This window comes from Kitasatospora sp. NPDC051914, from assembly GCF_040680995.1.
Classification (GTDB): Bacteria; Actinomycetota; Actinomycetes; order Streptomycetales; family Streptomycetaceae; genus Kitasatospora.
This window is the reverse complement of the sequence record NZ_JBFAXX010000067.1, coordinates 1-20668: the sequence shown is the minus strand read 5'-3', so window position 1 is coordinate 20668 and position 20668 is coordinate 1. Positions and strand designations below refer to the sequence as shown.

The 20668-nt window shown below is 74.9% G+C and carries 17 protein-coding genes and 4 pseudogenes; 6 read left to right on the top strand and 15 right to left on the bottom strand.

What is annotated here, in order from left to right; translation table 11 throughout:
- The first annotated feature begins 83 nt into the window (after window positions 1–83).
- Both AB0M03_RS32735 and AB0M03_RS32730 read left to right on the top strand, forming a co-directional pair.
- A complete protein-coding gene (locus tag AB0M03_RS32735) occupies window positions 84–902 on the top strand; it encodes an LPXTG cell wall anchor domain-containing protein (RefSeq protein WP_363498329.1) in 819 nt (272 codons plus the stop codon).
- Between the two features lie 163 nt (window positions 903–1065).
- Window positions 1066–1857: a hypothetical protein gene (locus tag AB0M03_RS32730; RefSeq protein WP_363498326.1), complete on the top strand. Its 792-nt coding sequence runs from the start codon at window positions 1066–1068 to the stop codon at window positions 1855–1857.
- A gap of 81 nt (window positions 1858–1938) precedes the next feature.
- Here AB0M03_RS32730 and AB0M03_RS32725 read toward each other — a convergent pair whose 3' ends face one another.
- The 3 genes from AB0M03_RS32725 to pdhA are packed head-to-tail and all read right to left on the bottom strand — an operon-like array spanning window position 1939 to window position 5527.
- Window positions 1939–3381 carry a dihydrolipoamide acetyltransferase family protein gene (locus AB0M03_RS32725; RefSeq protein WP_363498323.1) on the bottom strand — a complete coding sequence of 481 codons (1443 nt, stop codon included), beginning with the start codon at window positions 3379–3381 and terminating at the stop codon, window positions 1939–1941.
- A gap of 14 nt (window positions 3382–3395) precedes the next feature.
- A complete protein-coding gene (locus AB0M03_RS32720; RefSeq protein WP_363498320.1) occupies window positions 3396–4370 on the bottom strand; it encodes an alpha-ketoacid dehydrogenase subunit beta in 975 nt (324 codons plus the stop codon).
- A complete protein-coding gene (gene pdhA / locus AB0M03_RS32715; protein WP_363498318.1) occupies window positions 4370–5527 on the bottom strand; it encodes a pyruvate dehydrogenase (acetyl-transferring) E1 component subunit alpha in 1158 nt (385 codons plus the stop codon). Before pdhA ends, AB0M03_RS32720 begins: the two co-directional genes overlap by 1 nt.
- A 373-nt stretch (window positions 5528–5900) precedes the next feature.
- Between pdhA and AB0M03_RS32710 the strand changes: the two genes are divergently transcribed.
- Together AB0M03_RS32710 and AB0M03_RS32705 are read left to right on the top strand one after the other, a co-directional pair.
- A complete protein-coding gene (locus tag AB0M03_RS32710) occupies window positions 5901–6569 on the top strand; it encodes a response regulator transcription factor (RefSeq protein ID WP_363498315.1) in 669 nt (222 codons plus the stop codon).
- 160 nt (window positions 6570–6729) lie between these two features.
- Window positions 6730–7770, top strand: a complete 1041-nt coding sequence (locus AB0M03_RS32705) for a phosphotransferase (protein WP_363498386.1) — start codon at window positions 6730–6732, stop codon at window positions 7768–7770.
- Between the two features lie 62 nt (window positions 7771–7832).
- On the opposite strand, the gene AB0M03_RS32700 is transcribed toward AB0M03_RS32705, so the two are convergent.
- The 6 genes and pseudogenes from AB0M03_RS32700 to AB0M03_RS32675 form a co-directional block, all read right to left on the bottom strand.
- Complete coding sequence (locus AB0M03_RS32700) at window positions 7833–9341, bottom strand: protein kinase (RefSeq protein WP_363498383.1); 1509 nt, start codon at window positions 9339–9341, stop codon at window positions 7833–7835.
- 322 nt (window positions 9342–9663) lie between these two features.
- Complete coding sequence (locus AB0M03_RS32695) at window positions 9664–11151, bottom strand: protein kinase (RefSeq protein ID WP_363498313.1); 1488 nt, start codon at window positions 11149–11151, stop codon at window positions 9664–9666.
- A 194-nt stretch (window positions 11152–11345) separates the two neighbouring features.
- Window positions 11346–11942 carry a bacterial proteasome activator family protein gene (locus AB0M03_RS32690; RefSeq protein ID WP_363498380.1) on the bottom strand — a complete coding sequence of 199 codons (597 nt, stop codon included), beginning with the start codon at window positions 11940–11942 and terminating at the stop codon, window positions 11346–11348.
- A gap of 112 nt (window positions 11943–12054) precedes the next feature.
- Complete coding sequence (locus AB0M03_RS32685) at window positions 12055–12894, bottom strand: hypothetical protein (RefSeq protein ID WP_363498310.1); 840 nt, start codon at window positions 12892–12894, stop codon at window positions 12055–12057.
- Between the two features lie 137 nt (window positions 12895–13031).
- A complete protein-coding gene (locus AB0M03_RS32680) occupies window positions 13032–14012 on the bottom strand; it encodes an NAD(P)H-quinone oxidoreductase (protein WP_363498308.1) in 981 nt (326 codons plus the stop codon).
- A 63-nt stretch (window positions 14013–14075) separates the two neighbouring features.
- Window positions 14076–14717 (bottom strand): annotated as a pseudogene (locus tag AB0M03_RS32675) (NAD(P)-binding protein); the annotation flags it as partial.
- 222 nt (window positions 14718–14939) lie between these two features.
- On the opposite strand from AB0M03_RS32675, the gene AB0M03_RS32670 reads away from it, so the two are divergent.
- The gene (locus AB0M03_RS32670) at window positions 14940–15995 is read left to right on the top strand and encodes an NAD-binding protein (RefSeq protein WP_363498377.1); all 1056 of its coding nucleotides are present in this window, start codon (window positions 14940–14942) and stop codon (window positions 15993–15995) included.
- Between the two features lie 15 nt (window positions 15996–16010).
- On the opposite strand, the gene AB0M03_RS32665 is transcribed toward AB0M03_RS32670, so the two are convergent.
- The 5 genes and pseudogenes from AB0M03_RS32665 to AB0M03_RS32645 all read right to left on the bottom strand — a co-directional run bounded on the left by AB0M03_RS32665 (window position 16011) and on the right by AB0M03_RS32645 (window position 19926).
- Window positions 16011–17195 carry a molybdopterin molybdotransferase MoeA gene (locus AB0M03_RS32665; protein WP_363498374.1) on the bottom strand — a complete coding sequence of 395 codons (1185 nt, stop codon included), beginning with the start codon at window positions 17193–17195 and terminating at the stop codon, window positions 16011–16013.
- 17 nt (window positions 17196–17212) lie between these two features.
- Window positions 17213–17464, bottom strand: a pseudogene (locus AB0M03_RS32660) (DUF6457 domain-containing protein); the annotation flags it as partial.
- Between the two features lie 129 nt (window positions 17465–17593).
- A pseudogene (locus tag AB0M03_RS32655) lies at window positions 17594–18163 on the bottom strand (NTP transferase domain-containing protein); the annotation flags it as partial.
- Between the two features lie 67 nt (window positions 18164–18230).
- Complete coding sequence (locus AB0M03_RS32650; protein WP_363498306.1) at window positions 18231–19145, bottom strand: MBL fold metallo-hydrolase; 915 nt, start codon at window positions 19143–19145, stop codon at window positions 18231–18233.
- 133 nt (window positions 19146–19278) lie between these two features.
- Entirely contained in the window at window positions 19279–19926 is a 648-nt protein-coding gene (locus tag AB0M03_RS32645; protein ID WP_363498304.1) for an NAD(P)H-dependent oxidoreductase, read from the bottom strand.
- Window positions 19927–20032: 106 nt separating this feature from the next.
- On the opposite strand from AB0M03_RS32645, the gene AB0M03_RS32640 reads away from it, so the two are divergent.
- Complete coding sequence (locus tag AB0M03_RS32640) at window positions 20033–20395, top strand: helix-turn-helix domain-containing protein (protein WP_363498302.1); 363 nt, start codon at window positions 20033–20035, stop codon at window positions 20393–20395.
- Window positions 20396–20488: 93 nt separating this feature from the next.
- Here AB0M03_RS32640 and AB0M03_RS32635 read toward each other — a convergent pair.
- A pseudogene (locus tag AB0M03_RS32635) lies at window positions 20489–20668 on the bottom strand (dolichol-phosphate mannosyltransferase); the annotation flags it as partial.

Genomic DNA, 20668 nt, shown 5'->3' with positions numbered 1-20668 from the left:
GGCGGACAACGGCCGGGGGGCCGATGCGCCGGGCAGCCTTCACCCATACACACCGTCAGCACACATCCCTGGGGGGACCAGTCATGCGCGCGCCCGTTATCTCCCGTTTTGTCCGCAACGCCGCCGTCACCGCCGCAGCCGCTCTCACGATCGGCGTCGGCCTGCCCGTCCTGTCCGGCGGCACCGCCGTCTGGGCGGCCTGCGGCGACGGCACCGCTGCCACGGCGCCGCAGGCCGTCACCCTTGCGCCCGGCGCGTTCCTCCCGCCGCTGCCGAAGAGCGTCACCGCCGGCGGCGCCGCCGTGGAGCTCGGCCTGCTGCAGGCCAACGACACCGGCAAGCCGCACCAGGCACTGGCCCCCTGGTTCGCGCTGTTCGCCTCCGAGCCGCTGCCCGGTGGCCGCCGGCTGGTCAACCTGCAGCCCGAGGACGTGAGGGTGGAGGTGCAGTTCCACGGCGCCTGGAAGCGCCTGCCGGTGCGCCACAGCTGCGACCCGACCCTGGTGGCCGACACCTCGTCGATCGCGGAGCCGGTGCCCGCGGGCGGCACCCACCGCTACCGGTTCCGGCTGACCGTCCTCGCGAAGACCCCGGAGCAGATCAACAAGATCGACGTCAGCACCGGCCCGCGCACCGCCTTCCGGCTGGCCGTGAAGCACCCGAAGCCGGCCGCCGCCCCGACCACCGCGAAGCCCACCACCGCGAAGCCCACGCCGACCAAGGCGGCGCCCGTCCCGGCGGCCGCGACCACGGCCCTCGCGGCCACTGCCGCCGCCCCGGCCACCGAGCTCGCCGAGACCGGCCCGTCCACCCCGACCGCATTCCTCCTCGCGTCCGGCGCGGCGGCCCTCGCCCTGGGCGGCGGGGTCCTGTTCGCCGCCCGGAAGCTCTCCCGCCGCTGACCGGGACGCTTCGCAAATCCCGTGCGGTCCTTCCCGCGTGCCGGGTTGCGCGGCCATCCGGGTGAGGGCACCGTGGGCGGGACCGGCGGGAACGGCCGGGGGGACCGAAGCGCCGGATGCCTGTCCGTCCACACCATCGGCACCGACGTCCAGGGGGTCGCTCATGCGCACACCCGTCTCCCGTTCCGTCCGCAGGGCCACGACGACCGCGGCCACCGCCCTCCTGCTCGGGACCGCCCTCCCGGTGCTCTCCACCGGGAGCCCCGCCTGGGCGGCCTGCGGGAACGATCCGGGGCCCGCTCTCCCCTCCGAGCCCCGGCACGCCGAGGACCCGGTCACGGCCTTCATCCAGCCGCTCCCCACGGAGGTGGCGGCGGGCGGGGAAGCAGTGGAGATCGGTGTCGAGGAGGGCAACTTCACCGGTGGGCCGTACCAGCGGCTTACCCCCCGGTTCGCCGTGCTCGCCTCGGCACCGGCGGCGCAGCAGGGCGAACTCGCCAACCTGCAGCCGGCGGACGTCAGCGTCGAGGTCATGTGGCAGGGGCAATGGCAGCGGCTGGCGCTGCACCGGTCCTGCGACCCGGTGCTGGTGGCCGACACCTCCTCGCTCGCCGTGCCGCTGGAGGACGGGCGGGCGCAGCGCTACCTGTTCCGGGTGAGCCTGTCCGCCGCCACCCCGCCCGAACTGAGCAGGCTGGACGTCTACGCGGGTTCGACCGGCAGCGACCGGACGGAAGCCGCGGAACTCACCGTCACCCGGAGCGGCCCCGCGGCAGGCGGGGCGGGCACGACGGCGGCCGCAGTGGCCGCCGCTCCGGCAGCGGACGTGAGCACGCCGGCCGCAGACCCGGCGGCCGTGTCCGCGCCGGCCGGCACCGGGTGGGCCGGGACGGCGGTCCTGCTCGCCCTGGGCGGCGGGATCCTCCTGACGGCGCGTCGGCTCCGGCGCCGCTGACCGTCCCCGGAACGCCGCCGGCCCCGCCCCCACGGAGGGGACGGGGCCGGCGGCGTTCACCGAGGGATCGGCCCCGGGCGATCAGCCCCAGGTGATCAGGCGCTTCGGGTACTCCAGGATCGCGGCGATGTCCGCGAGCACCTTGGAGCCGAGCTCGCCGTCGACCAGGCGGTGGTCGAACGAGAGCGCCAGCGTGGTGACCTGACGGGGCACCACCTTGCCCTTGTGCACCCACGGCAGTTCCCGAACCGCACCAAAGGCGAGGATGGCCGCCTCGCCCGGGTTGAGGATCGGGGTGCCGGTGTCGACGCCGAAGACGCCGACGTTGGTGATGGTGACCGAGCCGCCCTGCATGTCCGCGGGCGAGGTCTTGCCCTCGCGCGCGGTGTCCACCAGCTCGCCGAGCGAGACGGCGAGCTGGGTCAGGGTCTTGCCGCCCGCGTCCTTGATGTTGGGGACGATCAGGCCGCGCGGCGTGGCGGCCGCGATGCCGAGGTTGACCTGCCCCTTGATCACGATCTCCTGGGCGGCCTCGTCCCAGGCTGCGTTGATCTCCGGGTGCCGCTTCACCGCGGTGAGCAGCGCCTTGGCGACCAGCAGCAGCGGGGAGACCCGGACGCCCTGGCCGAGCTCGCCGGTCTCCTTGAGCTTGCGGACGAGCTTCATCGTGCGGGTCACGTCGACCTGGACGAACTCGGTGACGTGCGGCGCGGTGAAGGCCGAGGAGACCATCGCGGCGGCAGTGGCCTTGCGGACGCCCTTGACCGGGATGCGCACGTCGCCGGCGCCGGAGACGACCGGCACGACGGCGGGCGCGGCGACCGGGGCGGGAGCGGCGGCGGCCGGAGCCTCCGGCGCCGGCGCCGGCGCCACGGCGGCGTGCACGTCCTCGCGGGTGATCACGCCGTCCGGACCGGTCGGGACGACCGTGCGCAGGTCGACGCCGAGGTCCTTGGCCAGCTTGCGGACGGGGGGCTTGGCCAGCGGCCGCTCCCCCGTCTGGGCGGGCACCTGGACCGGGGCGGCGGGCGCCACGGGGGCGACCGGGGCCGGCGCGGCGGCCGGTGTTTCACGTGAAACCGGAGCGGCGACCGCCGGTACGGCGGCGGTGGTCCGGCGGGCCCGGCGCTGGGTGCCGCCGGTGCGCGGACCGTAGCCGACCAGCACCTCGCGGCGCTCGGGGACGGCCTCCTCGGCGGCCGGGGCCGCCGCAGCCGGTGCCGCGGGCGCAGCGGCAGGGGCCGGAGCCGCCTCCGCGGGGGCCGCACCGGCGACCGCCACCGCGATGATCGCGGTGCCGACGTCGACGGTGGAGCCCTCCGGGAAGAACAGCTGCTCGACGACGCCGGTGAACGGGATCGGCAGCTCGACCGCGGCCTTGGCGGTCTCGACCTCGCAGACGACCTGGCCGTCGGTGACGGTGTCGCCCACCTTGACGTACCAGGAGAGGATCTCGGCCTCGGTCAGCCCCTCGCCGACGTCGGGCATCTTGAACTCGCGGAGCGCGCGAACTTCGGTGGTCATGTGCGTCGCTCCTCTCAGTACCCGAGCGCGCGGTCGACGGCGTCGAGCACCCGGTCGAGGTCGGGCAGGAAGGACTCCTCGACCCGCGACGGCGGGTACGGGGCGTAGTAGCCGCCGACCCGCAGGACCGGCGCCTCCAGGTGGTAGAAGCACTTCTCGGTGAGCCGGGCGGCCAGCTCGGCGCCCATGCCGAGGAAGACCGGCGCCTCGTGGACCACGATGCCGCGGCCGGTGCGCTTGACCGACTCCTCGAGGGTGGCGAAGTCGACCGGGGTGAGCGAGCGGAGGTCGACGACCTCCAGGCTGCGGCCGTCCTCGCGGGCGGCCTCGGCCGCCTCCTGGCAGACCTTGACCATCGGGCCGTACGCGATCAGGGTCGCGTCGGTGCCGGGGCGGACGATCCGCGCGGAGTGCAGCGGCAGGTCGGCGCTGTCGCCGACGTCGCCCTTGTCCCAGTAGCGCCGCTTGGGCTCCAGGAAGATCACCGGGTCGTCCGAGGCGATGGCCTGGCGGAGCATCCAGTGCGCGTCGTGCGCGTTGGAGGGGGTGACCACCTTGAGGCCGGCGGTGTGCGCGAAGTAGGCCTCGTGCGACTCGCTGTGGTGCTCGACGGCGCCGATACCGCCGCCGTACGGCATGCGGACGGTGACCGGGAGCTTGACGTGCCCGAGCGAGCGGGCGTGCATCTTGGCGAGCTGGGAGACGATCTGGTCGAAGGCCGGGTAGACGAAGCCGTCGAACTGGATCTCCACGACCGGGCGGTAGCCGCGCAGGGCCAGGCCGATCGCGGTGCCCATGATGCCGGACTCGGCGAGCGGGCTGTCGATGACCCGGTCCTCGCCGAAGTCCTTCTGCAGGCCGTCGGTGATTCTGAAGACGCCGCCGAGCTTGCCGATGTCCTCGCCCATGAGGACGGTCTTCGGGTCGTTCTCCAGCGACTTCCGCAGGGCGTCGTTGAGCGCCTTGGCGATGCTGAGCCGGTCTGCCATCAGTTGTGCTCCCCGCCCTCGAAGGAGGCCGCGTAGGCCACGTACTCGGCCCGCTCCTCGGCCACCAGGCCGTGCGGCTCCGCGTAGACGTGGTCGAAGATCAGAGTCGGGTCCGGGTCGGGCATGGAGCGCACGCCCTCGCGGACCCTCAGGCCGAGGGCGTCGCTCTCGGCCTCGATGCCGGCGAAGAACGCGTCGTCGGCGAGGCCCTCCTTCTCCAGGTGGGCCTTGAGGCGGGTGATCGGGTCCTTGGCCTTCCAGGCCTCGGTCTCCTCGGAGCCGCGGTAGCGGGTCGGGTCGTCCGAGGTGGTGTGGGCGCCCATGCGGTAGGTGAACGCCTCGATCAGGACGGGGCCGTTGCCGGTGCGGGCGTGGTCCAGGGCCCAGCGGGTCACCGCGAGGCAGGCCAGCACGTCGTTGCCGTCCACCCGCACGCCCGGGAAGCCGAAGCCGGAGGCGCGGCGGTAGAGCGGGATGCGGGTCTGGTTGGTGGTGGGCTCGGAGATCGCCCACTGGTTGTTCTGGCAGAAGAAGACCACCGGCGAGTTGTAGACCGAGGCGAAGGTGAAGGCCTCGTTGACGTCGCCCTGGCTGGAGGCGCCGTCGCCGAAGTAGGCGATCACCGCGTCGTCCGCGCCGTCCTTGGTGATGCCCATCGCGTACCCGGTGGCGTGCAGGGTCTGCGCGCCGATCACGATGGTGTAGAGGTGGAAGTTCTTCTCGTTCGGGTCCCAGCCGCCGTGGTTCACGCCGCGGAACATGCCGAGCAGGTTCAGCGGGTCGACGTCGCGGCACCAGGCGACGCCGTGCTCGCGGTAGGTCGGGAAGGCGTAGTCACCGGGACGCATCGCACGGCCGGAACCGACCTGCGCAGCCTCCTGGCCGAGCAGCGAGGCCCACAGGCCCAGCTCGCCCTGGCGCTGCAGCGAGGTGGCCTCGGCGTCGAACCGCCGGACCAGCACCAGGTCGCGGTAGAGCGCGCGCAGCTCCTCGGGGGTGGTCGCCAGCGGGAAGTCCGGGTGCTCGACCCGGTCGCCTTCCGGCGTCAGCAGCTGTACGAGCTCCGGCGCGGCTCCCGTGCCTGCGCGGAGGTTGTCAGGGACGCCGGGGGCGGCCTTCTTGCGCGCCCTCGCCGTGCTTTTGACGGTCACGTTCACTCCTCGGTCTGTCCGGCCGCCCGGGGTCGCCGGTGACCGGTCCGGTCACCTCCGGGCAAAGCGCGCTGGGTGTGCGCACCGGCTGCTCGGCAGGTGGTGATCCTTCTCCGACGGCGTCCCTCACGAGAACGTTACCCAGCGGCGCCCCTTGGCGCGCTTGCGCTAGGACGTCCTACTTGTTCCCCTGCGAGAACCGCCGGTGTGGTGCGGGTCTCGCGTCGGTGGCCGTCAGGACACCAGCGCACGGTATCCGGGCAAAGCTCTCCGCGTAAGGGGGTAACGGGCATCGATTCGGTGTCCTCCGCGCCGGTCTGTCCCCCGGGGAGCGGCCGGGAGCAGGGATTTCGACACGGTGGCGTGGAAGGATTCCCCCATGACAGGAAACGGACATATCAGGGTATTCCTCCTCGACGACCACGAGGTCGTGCGGCGCGGCGTGCACGATCTGCTGTCCACCGAGGCGGACATCGAGGTGGTCGGCGAGGCCGGTACGGCCGCCGAGGCGCTCGCCCGGATTCCCGCGGTGGAGCCCGACGTCGCGGTGCTCGACGTCCGGCTGCCGGACGGCAACGGCGTGGAGGTCTGCCGCGAGGTCCGCTCCCGGGTGCCCGGGGTGCGCTGCCTGATGCTCACGTCCTTCTCCGACGACGAGGCCCTGTTCGACTCGATCATGGCGGGCGCCTCAGGGTACGTACTGAAGGCGATCCGCGGCACCGACCTGATCACCGCGGTGCGGGACGTCGCGGCCGGCCGCTCGCTGCTCGACCCGGTGGCCACCGGCCGCGTCCTGGAACGGCTGCGCGAGGGCAGCGGCAAGGAGGACGAGCGGCTCGCCCGGCTCACCAGGCAGGAGCGCCGCATCCTCGACCTGATCGGCGAGGGGATGACCAACCGGCAGATCGGCAACGAACTCCACCTCGCCGAGAAGACCGTGAAGAACTACGTCTCCAGCCTGCTCGCCAAGATGGGGATGAAGCGGCGCACCCAGGCCGCCGCCTACGTGGCCCGCAACCTCCCGCCCGAGGCGAAAGCACACGGCTGACGATCTGTCAACCACCCCTGCGGGCGCTGATTACGCTCACTCCGTGATTCCCAGCCCGGCCTCCCCGCCCGTCCTCGGGGAGGGCACCGTCTCCCTCCTCGCCCCCGCCGCCCGCCGCACCCGGCCGCTCCGCCACGCCGCCGCACCGGCCCGTCCCGACCTGTCCGCCCCGCCCGTCGGCACGCTCAGCCCGCCGGTCGCCGACGCCTCCCTGGCGGGCGTGCTCCGCCGCTTCGGCACCGCACCGCCGGTCTCCGTCCGACCGGTCGCCGAGGGCCTGCTGAACCGCGGCTACCGGGTCACCACCACCGACGGCCGGTACTTCCTCAAGTGCTACGTCGACCTCGCCACCGCCTCGCGGGACGCGGTCACCGCCCAGCACCGGGCCACCACCGCGCTGCACGCCCGCGGGCTGCCGGTGGCCCGGCCGCTGCCCGCCCTCGGCGGGGACACCGTCGTGGCGCACGGGGAGCGGTTGTTCGGCCTCTTCCCCTGGATCGAGGGCGGCCACCGGCACGGCACCTCGCTGGACCCCTCGCAGTGCGCCGACCTCGGCGCGCTGCTCGGCCGGCTGCACGGCGCGCTGGCCGAGATCTGCGCCCCCGTCCGCCAGCCCACCGGGCGACTGGCCGCGGACCCGGACGAGACCGCGCGGCTCGTCGCCGACCTGCGCCGGCTCGCCGCCCGGCACCGGCCGCAGGAGCCCTTCGACGCCCTCGCCGAGGAGCACCTCGCCGAGCGGCTCGACCTGATCTCCGCGCACCGGCACCGCCGCCCCGTACCGGCCGCCGCCCCGCCCACCGGCTGGACGCACGGCGACTTCCACGGGCTCAACCTGCTCTACCGGGACGGCGGGGTCGCCGCCGTCCTCGACTGGGACAAGCTCGGCCTGCACCCCACCGCGGAGGAGGCCGTCCGGGCCGCCACCCTGGTCTTCAACGACCGCGACACCGGCGTGCTGGACCTCTGCCGGGTGCGCGCCTACTCCCGCGCCTACCGGGAGGTCTCCGGGGCCGGACCGGCCCAGCTGGCCGCCGCCGTGCACCGGGTCTGGTGGGAGCGGCTGAACGACCTGTGGATGCTGCAGTGGCACTACCAGCGCAGCGACCACCGAGCCGACCCGCTGTTCCCCGCCGCGGCCGGCCAGCTGCGCTGGTGGTGCCAGGAGTACGAGCAGGTCCTGGACGCCTTCACCAACTGACCGGGCGGGGCGTCACCACCCCGCGGGCGCGGGCGAGGTGGCGCCCCCGGTCGGGCCGGGCGTCACTGGGTCGAGGTCGTCGCCGTGGGGTTGGCGGTCGGGGTCGGGGTGTCGCTCGGCTGGGCCGTCTGGGTCGGCTTGGTCTGGGTCGGCGTCGGCGACGGCGACGTGGTCTCCGTCGGCGAGGCCGAGGGCGAGGCCGAACCCGTCGCGGTCGGGCTGCCGGTCGGCGAGTGCGTCCCGAAGGTCGGCTCGGTCGGCCTGGTCGTCTCGCTCTGGGTGCGCGACGGGACGGTCGTGGTCGGCTGCTCGGTGGGCTGCCCGGTGTCCGCCGGGGCGGTGGTCTGCGTGTTCTGCTGGGTCGGCGTGTTGCCGCCGCCCCCGCCGCCGCCGCCGCTGAGCGCCAGCCCGATGCCGACGCCGGCCGCCACCAGCACCGCGAGGACGCCCAGCACCCAGCCCCACGGGCTGCGCCGGTCCTCCTCGTAGTCGCCCGGCCCGTCGCCGCCGCCGTACCCCTGGTCCCCGTAGCCGTGGTCCCCGTAGCCCTGGCCGCCGGTCGGCTGGTAGGGGCGGGAGGGCGTCTGGTAGGGCGAGGTGACCTGGAAGGGCAGTGCCGCCGTCGGGTCCGCGGGCTCCGTCCGGCCGACCGGCTCGGTGACGGCGGTGCCGCCGCTGGGCGTGCCCTCGGGGCCGGGGCGGCCGTGGCCGCCCTGCCCCGCGGCCGCCAGACCGGCGGCGGCCGCGGCCGCCGCGGCGGCTCCGGCCGCGTAGCCGGCGCCCTGCGACCCGTGCATGGTGCGCAGCGCGTGTTGCACATGGGCCCGGAACTCGTCGGCGGTCTGGAAGCGGTCGTCCGGGTTCTTGGCGAGCGAGCGGAGCACCAGCTCGTCCAGCTCGGCCGGCACCCGCCCGTTGGCCCGGGACGGCGGCACCGGGTTGTCCTGCACGTGCTGGTAGACCACCGACAGCGGCGTCTCACCGATGAACGGCGGCCGCAGCGACAGCAGTTCGTAGAGCATGCAGCCGGCCGCATAGAGGTCGGAGCGGTGGTCGACGGCCCGGCCGAGCGCCTGCTCGGGCGACAGGTACTGCGGGGTGCCCATCACCATGCCGGTCTGCGTCATGGTGGTGGCCGCGCCGGTGAGCGCGCGGGCGATGCCGAAGTCCATCACCTTGACCGCGCCGCCGGTCGTGATGATGACGTTGGCGGGCTTGATGTCGCGGTGCACGATGCCGTGCTTGTGGCTGTAGGCGAGCGCCTCCAGGACCCCGGCGATGATGATCAGCGCCTGGTCGACCGGCGGCGCCTCCTCGTCCACCAGCAGCTCGCGGACCGTCCGGCCCTCGACCAGCTCCATCACGATGTACGGCGTGGACTCGCCGTCCAGCAGCTCCTCGCCGGTGTCGTACACCGCCACGATGGAGTGGTGGTTGAGCGCGGCAACGGCGTGCGCCTCGCGCGTGAAGCGCAGCCGGGCGATCTCGTCCTCGGCCAGATCCGCACGCAGCAGCTTGACGGCGACGGTGCGGCCGAGCCGCACGTCCTGGGCGGAGAAGACCTCCGCCATGCCGCCTCGGCCGAGCCGGCCGGTGATCCGGTAGCGGCCGTCGCCGACCGTGCCGAGCGCGGCCTTGGTGCCGCGGCCCGGGGTGTGCCCGAAGGCCGGGGTCTGCACGACCTCGGTCGCGGCGGTCTCCGGCTCCCGGGCCGCCTCGTCCTCGGTGGAGGCCCGGACGCCCGCGCCCTCGCCGTCGTCCGGCCGATCGCTCTGTGCCATCGCTCCTCGCCCCGGGCCCTCGCTCGGCGCGCAGTCGCCCTGTCGGTTACGTCCTGTGAAACGCTACCGCTTCGGTGCGGTCACCGTGGAACGCGCGGCTCGGGCCGGCGTATCAGTTCCGGCCGTCCTGCGGCAGCTCCAGCACCTGCGAGACCACCGGTGCCGAGGAGTTGCTGCCGTAGGTGCTGTTCTTGTTCTGCTCGCCCTTGGCGGCCGCGATCAGCACGATGATCACCGCCAGGACGATCACGCCGAAGATCACGCCGACCACGACCAGCGCCGTCGAACAGCCCGCGTTGTTGTTCGCCGGCTGCGGCTTGGCCACGAACGGGCCGGGCTGGGCCGGCATCGGCCCGGTCGGGTGCGCCTGCTGCGGGAACGGCCGCGGGGTCTGGTAGGGCTGCGGGGCCTGCTGGAAGGGCTGCGGGGTGTGCGCCTGGGGGAACGGCTGCGGGGTGTGCGGGGCCTGCGGGAAGGGCTGCGGCGTGTGCGGCGCCTGGGCCTGCTGGAAGGGCTGCGGGGTGTGCGGCGCCTGGGCCTGCGGGTACGGCGGCGGCGTGCTGGCCTGCGGCGGCTGGTACGGCTGCTGCACCTGCGGGGTGGGCGTCCGGATGTCCCCCGTGACCTGCGGGAAGTTGGTCAGCGAGGGTGCGGCGTGCACCGAGCGCGGGCCCTCGCTGATCACCAGCGGGGTGGAGGCCTGCAGCGGCGCGCCGCCGGCCTGCGCGGCGGACTCGACCCGCTCGACCTCCTCGCGCATGGCCTCCGCGGTCGGGAAGCGGTGCGCCGGGTCCTTGCGCAGCGCACGCTCGACCAGTGCGTCGACCGCGGGCGTGACCGCCCGGTTGATCGTCGACGGCGCCGGCGGCGGCTCCTGCACGTGCTTGTACGCGATGGAGAAGGCCGAGTCGCCGTCGAACGGCAGGCCGCCGGTCAGCAGCTCGAAGAGCATGCAGCCGACCGAGTAGAGGTCTGAACGGGCGTCGACGCTCTTACCGAGCGCCTGCTCGGGCGACAGGTACTGCGGGGTGCCGACCACCATGCCGGTCTGCGTCATGGAGGTGACACCGGACTGCAGCGCGCGGGCGATGCCGAAGTCCATCACCTTGACGATGCCCTTGGTGTTGACCATGACGTTGCCCGGCTTGATGTCCCGGTGCACCAGGCCCTGGTCGTGCGAGGCCTCCAGCGCGGACAGCACCGCGGCGGTGATCTTCAGCGCCTGGGCGGTCGGCATCGCGCCGTGCTGCGCGATCGCGTCGTTCAGCACGTCGCGCAGGGCCTGGCCCTCGACGTACTCCATGACGATGTACGGGGTGGCCGCGCCGTCCGCGGCGATGTCCTCGCCGCTGTCGTAGACCTGCACGATGTTGGTGTGCTGGAGGCGGGCGACGGCCTGCGCCTCGCGGCGGAAGCGCTCCTTGAACGAGGCCTCCCGGCCCAGCTCGGTGTGCAGGGTCTTCACCGCGACCTGGCGGTCCAGCACCGTGTCGTACGCCAGGTGCACGGAAGCCATGCCGCCCTGCCCGAGCAGGCGCTGCAGCACGTACCGACCGTTGCCCAGGGCGTGGCCCTCGACCGTGGTGCCGTCCTCGCTCATGTCCCCCTGCTTCCAGGTCTCTCGTCCGGGGCCTGCCCGGTCCGCGGGCCCGCGGCGCCGCCGGCCCCCGCCGGCAGCACGCAGGCCGACCGGCAGGGGCCCAGGGTATCGGCTCGCGCCGACGTGATCGGGTGCAGGGGCGCAGCTGTGTCCGGCCTGCAACGCGGTTGCCGAACAGCTGCGACACGGGGCCGCTACAGGTACGGACCCGAACGGATTCCGCGGCCCGGACCGGATTCCTCCTCGCCCGGCTCCATGCCGTGCAGACCGGGCGGCAGCGCCCTGCGCATCTGCTCCAACTGCGCCCGCGCGGCCATCTGCTGGGCGAACAGCGCGGTCTGGATGCCGTGGAACAGGCCCTCCAGCCAGCCGACCAGCTGCGCCTGGGCGATCCGGAGTTCGGCCTCGGTGGGGATGGTGTCCTCGGTGAAGGGGAGCGAGAGCCGCTCCAACTCCTCGACCAGCTCGGGCGCGAGGCCGAGTTCGAGCTCCTTGATCGAGCTGGCGTGAATGTCCTTCAGCCGGGCACGGCTGGCCTCGTCGAGGGGGGCCGCCCGGACCTCCTCCAGCAGCTGCTTGATCATGCTGCCGATCCGCATGACCTTGGCGGGCTGCTCGACCATCTCGGTCACCGGCAGTTCGCGCGGTTCCCCCTGGTCGTCACCCCGGCCCAGTCCGCCCGGGACGGCGCCGATCGGCATGCCGTCCGGGCCCACGATCAGCACCTTCGGGTTGTCGTCCGGCTGTCCGCCCGACGCCTCGACGGCCTGCTGCAGCGAGCGCTCGTTCATCGGGTTCGTCATGCCTGGCATTCTCCCTCACCGGGGTTCGGTACGGGGAGTGCCCGGCGATCTTGTCCGGTCCCGGATACGGGAGTTCCGGGTCGGACGCGGGAGGTCGGGCTCAGCCGCGGCGCATCCGCAGGCCCACCATGGCCAGGCCGATGCCGATCAGCGTCAGCCCGGCGCCGAGCGGCAGCTGGCGGGTGGAGGGGTCGGACCAGCGCAGCGGGGCGGCGACGTCGGCGGCCTGCGGGAGGGGCGCCGCGGCGGTGGCGCCGGGCAGCGCCTCGGCCAGGTCGGCGGAGGACTCCGGTGCGGCGGGCCTGGCCGCGGTGGTGGCGGCCCCCGCGGCCCGGCCGTGCGCGGGGTGCCCGACCGCGGCGGCGGAACGGGTGTGCCGGCCGTGCGTCGGCGCGACGGCCGCGGCCACGGCGCCCGGGTCCGCGGAGGAGTGCGAGGAGTGCACGGTGGCGGGGGCGGCGGGCGCGGTGGTCGGCTCCGTCGTGGTGTCCCCGGTCTCCTCCGCCTCCTCGGCGCAGTCGTCGCCGTCCTCGGGCCCGGGCTGCGCGTCCTGGCCGGACGGGGAGGCGGGGCTCGCCGGAGCCTCGGTCGGGGGTTGCTGCGAGGAGACCGGGGCGGACGGCTCGGGCACGGTCGCCGGGGTGTTCACGGGCGGCCTGACGGGGAGTCCGGACATGCCGGAACCCCCCTGGGCCGAGGGCGGCACCGTAGTGGGTACGACCGGCTGCGGGAGGGCCGAGGCCGCCTGTTCGAGCGCCTGCCGCACGGCCGCCTCGGCCGTGGAGCGGGGCGTGCCGGTGGTCTCCGCACCGTCGGCGGCGACGGCCGGAACCGCCAGCAGGACCGGAAGGACGAGGCCCGCCCCGACGAGGGCCGCCCGGCGGCACGCGACGGGGAACGCGGAAGGAAGAGCGCGGAACGCGTACGGCAGTGCAGCCACGGCGGGAGGTCCTTCCGACGGGCGGCCGCGCAGTGGCGCGGTCGGCGGCGGGACAGCTCCGGACCAGCGTCACACAGTCCGGCAAAACGGGCATTTCGTACGCTCACTCCCCGTGCCCGCCGCCATCCGCGCCACGGTCAGCCCAGCCGCAGCACCACCTTGCCGACGTGCTCGCCCCGCTCGATCAGGCGGTGCGCCTCGGCCGCCTCCGAGACCGGCAGCACCCGGTGCACCACCGGGCGGACCACCCCGGACTCCACCAACGGCCACACGTGCTCGCGGACGGCGGCCACGATCGCCGCCTTCTCCGCCACCGGGCGGCCGCGCAGGTTGGTCGCCGCGATCGCACCGCGCTTGCGCAGCAGCGCACCGAGGTCGAGCTCGGCCTTCACCCCGCCCTGCAGGCCGATGACCACCAGCCGCCCGTTGACGGCCAGGGCCTCCACGTTCCGCTGCAGGTACTTGGCGCCCATGATGTCCAGGATCACGTCCGCCCCGGCACCGCCGGTGAACTCCCGGACGGCCTCCACGAAGTCCTGCTGCCGGTAGTCGACACCGGCGTCCGCGCCCAGCTCGGCGCAGCGGGCCAGCTTCTCCGGGCCGCCCGCGGTGACCACCACCCGGGCGCCCACCGCCTTGGCCAGCTGGATCGCCATCGTGCCGATGCCGCTGGCACCGCCGTGCACCAGGACGGTCTCGCCCGGACGCAGGTGGGCCACCATGAAGACGTTCGACCAGACCGTGCAGGCCACCTCCGGCAGCGCCGCCGCCTCCTCCACCGAGATGCCCTCGGGCACCGGCAGCAGCTGGCCCGCCGGGACGGCCACCCGCTCCGCGTAGCCGCCGCCGGTGAGCAGGGCGCAGACCTCGTCGCCGACCGCCCAGCCGGCCACGCCCGCGCCCAGCGCGGCGATCCGCCCGGCGCACTCCAGGCCCGGATAGGGGGACGAGCCGGGCGGCGGGTCGTAGAAGCCCTGCCGCTGCAGCAGGTCCGCACGGTTGACGGCGGTCGCGGCGACCTCGACGAGGACCTCGCCCGCCGCGGGCTCCGGGTCGGGCACCTCCGCCCAGGTCAGTACCTCGGGCCCGCCCGGCTGGGGAATGGTGATGGCTCGCATGCCCGCCACGCTACGCGCGCCGCCACTGCCGCCGACCTTCGGCCCGCCGGTACCGGCCTGCGGTCAGCCGTGGTTGACGCTGCGTCGGACGATGATGATCCGGTCGGTGAGCTGCAGCACCGCGACCTCGGGGTCGGTGAAGTTCAGCAGTCGGCGACCGCGGACGACCGCCACCACCAGGTCCTCGCACTCGCGCGGGGAGCGGCCGGCCTCCGCCTTGGTGACCGGGCGCTCGGTGAGGTCGAGGCCGGAGCCCACCGTCAGCAGGTCCTCCATGACCGCGCCGGCGTGCGGGCTGAGGATCGACATGCCGAGCAGCCGGCCCGCCGAGCTGGAGCTGGTGACCACCACGTCGGCGCCGGACTGCCGCAGCAGCGGAGCGTTCTCGTCCTCCCGGACGGCCGCCACCAGCATCGCCTCGGAGTTCAGCTGACGTGCGGTCAGCGCCACCAGCACGGCGGTGTCGTCGCGGTCCGGCGCGATCACCACCTTCTCGGCACGCGGCAGTTCGGCCCGCATCAGGGTGTCCGTCCGGGTGGCGTCGCCCATCACGGCCGTCAGGCCGTCCCGGCCCGCCTGGTCGCACGCCCTGCGCTGCGGGTCGACCACCACGATCGACTCCTTGCGCAGCCCCTGGCCGAGCAGGGCGGTGACCGCGCTGCGGCCCTTGGTGCCGTAGCCGACCACGACAGTGTGCTCCCGCACCGGACCTCCAGCGAACCGCCGACCTGCGACGGCACGGCCGCACCGCCGCAGGCGACGATACCGCCGGGCCCGCCGCACCGGCCCGCACCCGCCGTGGACCGGCACCCGGTCTCCACCGGACCCGCCCCGCGCGGCAGTGGCCCGCGGCGGCGCCGCGGCGCCATGCTGGTGCCCGTGACGAACGGCACCCGCTCCTCCGGCCCCGACGGCAGAACCTCCCGGCTGCGCGCCTACCGCACCGGCCGATCGCAGGACGCCGAGGTGGAGTCGGGCGGCCGGGTGTCCCTGCCCACCCGGACTCCCCCGCCGCCGTTCCGGCAGGTCTCCCGCCGGCTGCTGCTGGCACTGGGCGTCCTGGTCGCCACCACGCTGATCGTCTGGCTCGACCGGGCCGGCTACCACGACAACGCCGACGACTCGCTCGACCTGCTGGACTCCGCGTACTACGCCACGGTCACCCTCTCCACCACCGGCTACGGCGACATCACCCCGGTCAGCGACAGCGCCCGGCTGACCAACATCTTCGTGATCACGCCGCTGCGCGTGCTGTTCCTGATCATCCTGGTCGGCACCACCCTCGAGGTCCTCACCGAGCGCACCCGCCTGCAGTGGCGGATCGGGCGCTGGCGCTCCACGGTGCGCGACCACACCGTGGTCGTCGGCTACGGCACCAAGGGCCGCAGCGCCGTCGCCGCGCTGCTCGGCCAGGGCATCCGCCGCACGTCGATCGTGGTGGTGGACCCGCAACGCAAGGCGATCGACCAGGCCACCATGGACGGCCTGGCCGGAGTGGTCGGCGACGCCACCCGGACGGAGACCCTGATGCGGGCCGAACTGCCCCGCGCGGCCCGGATCGTGGTCGCCCCGGAGCGGGACGACACCGCCGTGCTGGTCACCCTCACCGCCCGCCAGCTGAACCGCGGAGCCACCGTGGTCGCCGCCGTCCGGGAGGACGAGAACGCTCCGCTGCTGCGGCAGTCCGGCGCCGACGTGGTGGTCACCAGCTCCAGCTCGGCGGGCCGGCTGCTCGGCATGTCGATCCTCAGCCCGCACGCCGGCGCCGTCATGGAGGACCTGCTGACCCACGGCACCGGCCTGGACGTGGCGGAGCGGCCGGTGACCACCGAGGAGGCCGGCCGCTCCCCGCGGGAGTGCGCGGACCTCGTGGTGGCGGTCGTCCGCGGCCGCCGACTGCTGGACTACGCCGCCCCGGAGGCCGCCGTCCTGAAGCCCTCGGACCGGGTGATCGTCATCAGGGACGCCCACAGCCACGCCTGACCCCGCACCGGGTGGTCAGGGCAGCTCCAGCACCTCGGCCCGGCCGCCCGCGGCGAGGCCGCCCGGCGGCACCACGGCCACCCCCTCGGCCAGCGCCAGGCCGCGCAGCATGGCCGGCCCGTCGAAGCGCAGCGGCACCACGCCGTCGCCCGTCCGCACCACCGGCACCAGCCGGGTGTCCCGGGGGTGGCCCGGCAGGTCCACCGCGGCCGGCTCCGTCCGGGCCGACGGGAGGTTGCGCCCGGCCAGCGCGGACAGCAGCGGCAGGGCCAGGGTGAGCGCCCCCGCGGCAGCGGCCAGCGGGTTGCCGGGCAAACCCACCAGGTGGCGGCCGCCGGGCAGCGAGGCCAGCAGCATCGGGTGCCCGGGGCGGACGGCGACGCCGTCGACCAGCAGCCGGGCCCCGGCGTCGGCCAGCGCGCCGTGCAGGAAGTCCGCCGGACCCAGGGCGGTACCGCCGGTGGTGAGCACCACGTCGGCGGGCGAGCGGCGCAGCGCCTCCAGCAGCAGCCCGCGGTCGTCGCCGACCCGGCGCACCCCGCACACCTCGGCACCGGCCGCGGCCAGCCACGGCGGCAGCAGCGGGCCGAGCGCGTCCCGCACCCGGCCCGGCCCGGGCACCCCGGACCCCAACAGTTCGTCGCCGAGCAGCAGCAGCTCGACGGTCGGACTGCGGCGCACCTGCAGCAGGTCGTGGCCGGCGGCGGCGGCCAGACCGAGCACCGCCGCGGTGACCCGGGTGCCGGCCGGCAGCAGCACCTCGCCGCGGCGGCACTCCTGGCCGCGCGGGCGGACGTCCTGGCCGGGGCCGACGGCGCCGTGCAGCAGCCCGTGCTCGACGCGGCCGTGCTCGCGGCGCAGCACCCCGGTGGCGCCGGGCGGCAGCTGGGCGCCGGTGGCGATCTCCACTGCGGCGCCGTCCGCCAGCGGGGCGGGCGTGCCGCCGGCCAGCAGCCGTCCCTCGGGCCGCCACGGCCCGGGGCCGGCGACCGCCCAACCGTCCATCGCGGAGGTGTCGAACCCCGGCAGGTCGGTGACGGCGGCCAGCGGCTCGGCGAGGGTGCGCCCGAGTGCGGCGGCTAGCGGGACGGCCTCGACCGGCAGCGGTGCCGCGACGGCGAGCCCGGCCGTCCGGCGGGCGACCGGCCAGGGGCGGTCTCCCGCCGGCGCTGCGGCCGGCTCGGTGCGCGGGCGGTCCACGTCGGCGAGGGCGCCCGTCACGCCTGCTCCGGCGGTGCCTCGGCGGCCCACCGCTCGGCGAGGGCCGAGGTGCGGGCAGCGGCGGCCGCGACCGCCTCCGCGCCGCCGCCCTGCACGGCCGCCGCGTACCCGACCAGGAAGGCGGTCAGCGGCGCGGCGGGGCGGGCGACCCCGTGCGCGACCACCCGGGCGAGGTCCAGCAGCCCGGGCACGTCGACGTCGAGTTCCAGGCCGAGTTCGGTGCGGACCTCGGCGATCCAGTCATCCAGCGTGCGCTCCATGGCCCCATGCTGCCCGATCCCGGTGCCGGCGGTGCAGCGGCCGCCGTGTGCGGCACGAGTCCGATTCCTCACGTCCGGCCCGGACGACCGGTGAGCTCAGGGTTCGGCGCGCTCGCGCCGTTCGCGGTCGCGGGCCCGGGCGAGCTCCTCCCAGGTGTCGCAGTCGTACGCGACCGCGTCGGTGTCGGCGAGGCGGACCGTCCGCAGCGGGCCGGTGAGCCGCCGCAGCGGCTGCCCGGCCGGGGTGCCGAGGGCGGCGAGGGAGGCGCGCAGCGCGGCCGTCCGGTAGGCGGCGGCGAGCGGCTGGTCCCGGCCCCCGGCGTCGACCAGAACGGCGGCCTCGGCCTCGGTGTCGTCCAGGGCGTCGAGCAGCCGGTGCACCGTCCGCCGGTCCAGGAACGGCAGGTCGGCGGCGAGCAGCAGCACCCGGTCCGCGGTCACGGCGGCGAGCCCGGCGGCGACCGCGGCGACCGGGCCGCCGCCGGGCGGCTCCTCGCGCACCCGGACCGCCCCGGGCCGGTCCGTGCCGCGGGCGGGCCCGACCACCACGGTGGTGCGGGCGTCCGCGCAGGCGTCCAGCACCCGGTCGAGCAGGCTCCGGCCGCCGACCTCCAGCCCCGGCTTGTCCGCCCCGCCGAGCCGGCTCGCCGCACCCCCGGCCGGCACGACCACGTCGAAGTCCGTCATGCGGCCAGTATCGCCGGACTCGAGCAGTCGATTCAGGGGCGCCCGTGTGCCTTGAAGACGCCCGCCCTCAGTCCTCCTCGACGATCTCCGCGTCGACGATCTCGGCCTCCTCGGACGGGGTGGTGTTGGCAGCGGCACCGAGGTCGAGGATGGCCGGCAGGGTGAGTGCGCCGTAACGCTCGTTCATCGCGGCGGCGAGTGCCTCGGCGTCGTGCGGGTGGGCGGCGAGCGCCCGGTCGAAGTCCTGCAGGTACTCGCCGGTGAAGGACAGCACCCGCAGCGTCTCGTCGTCCGCGCCCGGGGCCCGGTGTCCTGCGATCACCCGGTCGACGCCGAGGTCGGCGATCCGGGCCAGGTTGTGCGCCCAGTCGATCCGCCGGTACGCGTCGGTGTCGGCCGTCCACACGTGGGTGCCGTTGTAGACGAAGTCGCCGGCCAGCACGGTGCGGATGCTGGGGATGTGGACGACCGTGGAGTCCTCGCAGTCGGCCTGGCCGAGCGGCAGGACCTGGATCTGCTGCCCGTCGATCACCAGCGGCTGCGGCAGCAGGGGCGTCGGCAGCAGCGGCTGGTCGGGGATGTCGTCCCCGTAGACCGGCTTCCACTCGGCGACCTTGGCGGCGGCGGTGCGGGCGATGCCGTCCACGACCGGGGGTGCGGCCAGCAGCTGCGCCTCGGGGAAGAGCCGCAGCACCTCCTCGGCCCCGAAGTAGTGGTCGGGGTGGCGGTGGGTGACCACGATGGCCAGCAGTCGGCGGCCCTTGCCGGCGATCCACTCGGCGAGCTCGCGGCCGGCGCTGCGGGTGAGCTGGGCGTCCACCAGGATCGCGGTGGACACGCCCATGATCAGCACGGAGGTGGCGAAGAAGGCGCTCTCCGGGCCGGTGAAGACGTCGATCTCCAGCGGGGCCGGCGGCGGATACCCGGGCCCGGGGGCCGCGCGGTCTGGTCCGGCGGTCTCGTCGGGCGGGTTGGGCGTCACGTCGGCTCCCTGGTCGGCGGGGCGGCCCGCGGCGGCCGCTCGTTCGTACCAGCTTGGTCGGTGGGGGTACCGATCGCCGGTCAGGCGCGCCCGGGCGGGTGCAGTGGCCGCCGCCCGGGCGCGAGCCGGCCGGTCAGGCCGCCACGCGCGCGCCGACGGCCTCGGCGCGGGCCACCGCGTCCTTGAGCGCCTGCGCCTTGGAGGCGTCCGCGTGCTCGGCGAACTGGGCCAGCGCCGGGTTGACCCGGGCCAGGGTGAGCTCGGGCACCACGAAGTCGACCTCCAGGCCGAGCATGCCGGTCAGCACCTTCTCCAGGTAGGTGGTGACGAACTCGAAGCCCTCGCGCGGGGTGCCCGGGCCGTACGCGCCGCCGCGGGAGGCGATCACGGTGACCGGGGTGCCGGCCGCGGAGGGCTGCTCGCCGGCGCTGCGGCCCATCAGGATCACCTGGTCCAGCCATGCCTTGAGGCTGGACGGGATCGTGAAGTTGTACATGGGGGTGCCGATGACCACCGCGTCGGCCTGCTCCAGCTCGGTGATCAGCTGCTCGCGCAGCTCGAAGGCCTGCTGCTGCCCGGGGGTGCGGTGCTCGGCGGGGGCGAAGCCGGCGGTGATGCCGTCGGCTGCCAGGTGCGGGACGGGCTCGGCCGCGAGGTCGCGGTAGACCACGGTGCCGCCGGGGTTGGCGGCCTCCCAGGCGGCGCGGTAGGCCGCGGAGACCTCGCGGGAGACGGAGCCCTCGGAGAGCGCGGACGAGTCGATGTGCAGCAGCGTGGGCATGGCGTGCCTCCCTTTCGGTAGTGGCTGCATCTTCGTGAGCAGCTTCCACAACAGTAGCAGCTTACTTTTCTATAGTCACTTGCCGCCGGGCAGTACCCTGGGAGGCATGGCGCAGGAAACGGCACCGGCCCAGCCGGCCTGTACGGGAGTGGACGTCACCATCACCCGGGTCTTCGCTCTGCTCGGAAAGCGCTGGACGGGGCTGGTCGTCGCGGTGCTCAGCCACGGGCCCGCGCACTTCGCGGAGCTCCGCCGCGCCATCCCGGGCATCAGCGAGCGCATGCTCTCCGACCGGCTCACCGAGCTCGCCGAGGCCGGCCTGGTGCTCCGCGAGGTCGACGAGGGGCCGCCGCTGCGGGTCCGCTACCTGCTCACCGAGTCCGGCTGCGCCCTCGGCCCCGCCCTCACCGAGCTGCGCACCTGGGCCGAGCGCTACCTGCCCCCGCTCCCGCCCGGCGGCACCTGCTGAGGCTCCCCCCGGACACGACGGAGCGCCCCGCCGCCGTGGCACACCGCTCGGTCGGTGTACCCGGCGACGGGGCGCTCCCGTCACCCCGGAGGGTTACTTCTGCTTGCCGGTGATCTTGTCGATGCGGGCGGTGATGCCCCAGGCGGTGACCCGCCAGAGGGCCTCGACGACGATGTTGCGGCTCATCTTGGAGGCGCCGTGCTCGCGTTCGACGAAGGTGATCGGGACCTCGGCGACCTTGAAGCCGGCCTTGACGGTGCGCCAGGCGAGGTC

What these genes read in the sequence shown, in the direction of transcription:
- AB0M03_RS32735 (WP_363498329.1), top strand. Translation starts at nt 84, where the DNA reads ATGCGCGCGCCCGTTATCTCCCGTTTTGTCCGCAACGCCGCCGTCACC.
- AB0M03_RS32730 (WP_363498326.1), top strand. Translation starts at nt 1,066, where the DNA reads ATGCGCACACCCGTCTCCCGTTCCGTCCGCAGGGCCACGACGACCGCG.
- AB0M03_RS32725 (WP_363498323.1), bottom strand. Translation starts at nt 3,381, where the DNA reads ATGACCACCGAAGTTCGCGCGCTCCGCGAGTTCAAGATGCCCGACGTC.
- AB0M03_RS32720 (WP_363498320.1), bottom strand. Translation starts at nt 4,370, where the DNA reads ATGGCAGACCGGCTCAGCATCGCCAAGGCGCTCAACGACGCCCTGCGG.
- AB0M03_RS32710 (WP_363498315.1), top strand. Translation starts at nt 5,901, where the DNA reads ATGACAGGAAACGGACATATCAGGGTATTCCTCCTCGACGACCACGAG.
- AB0M03_RS32700 (WP_363498383.1), bottom strand. Translation starts at nt 9,341, where the DNA reads ATGGCGGAGGTCTTCTCCGCCCAGGACGTGCGGCTCGGCCGCACCGTC.
- AB0M03_RS32695 (WP_363498313.1), bottom strand. Translation starts at nt 11,151, where the DNA reads ATGAGCGAGGACGGCACCACGGTCGAGGGCCACGCCCTGGGCAACGGT.
- AB0M03_RS32690 (WP_363498380.1), bottom strand. Translation starts at nt 11,942, where the DNA reads ATGAACGAGCGCTCGCTGCAGCAGGCCGTCGAGGCGTCGGGCGGACAG.
- AB0M03_RS32680 (WP_363498308.1), bottom strand. Translation starts at nt 14,012, where the DNA reads ATGCGAGCCATCACCATTCCCCAGCCGGGCGGGCCCGAGGTACTGACC.
- AB0M03_RS32645 (WP_363498304.1), bottom strand. Translation starts at nt 19,926, where the DNA reads ATGCCCACGCTGCTGCACATCGACTCGTCCGCGCTCTCCGAGGGCTCC.
- AB0M03_RS32640 (WP_363498302.1), top strand. Translation starts at nt 20,033, where the DNA reads ATGGCGCAGGAAACGGCACCGGCCCAGCCGGCCTGTACGGGAGTGGAC.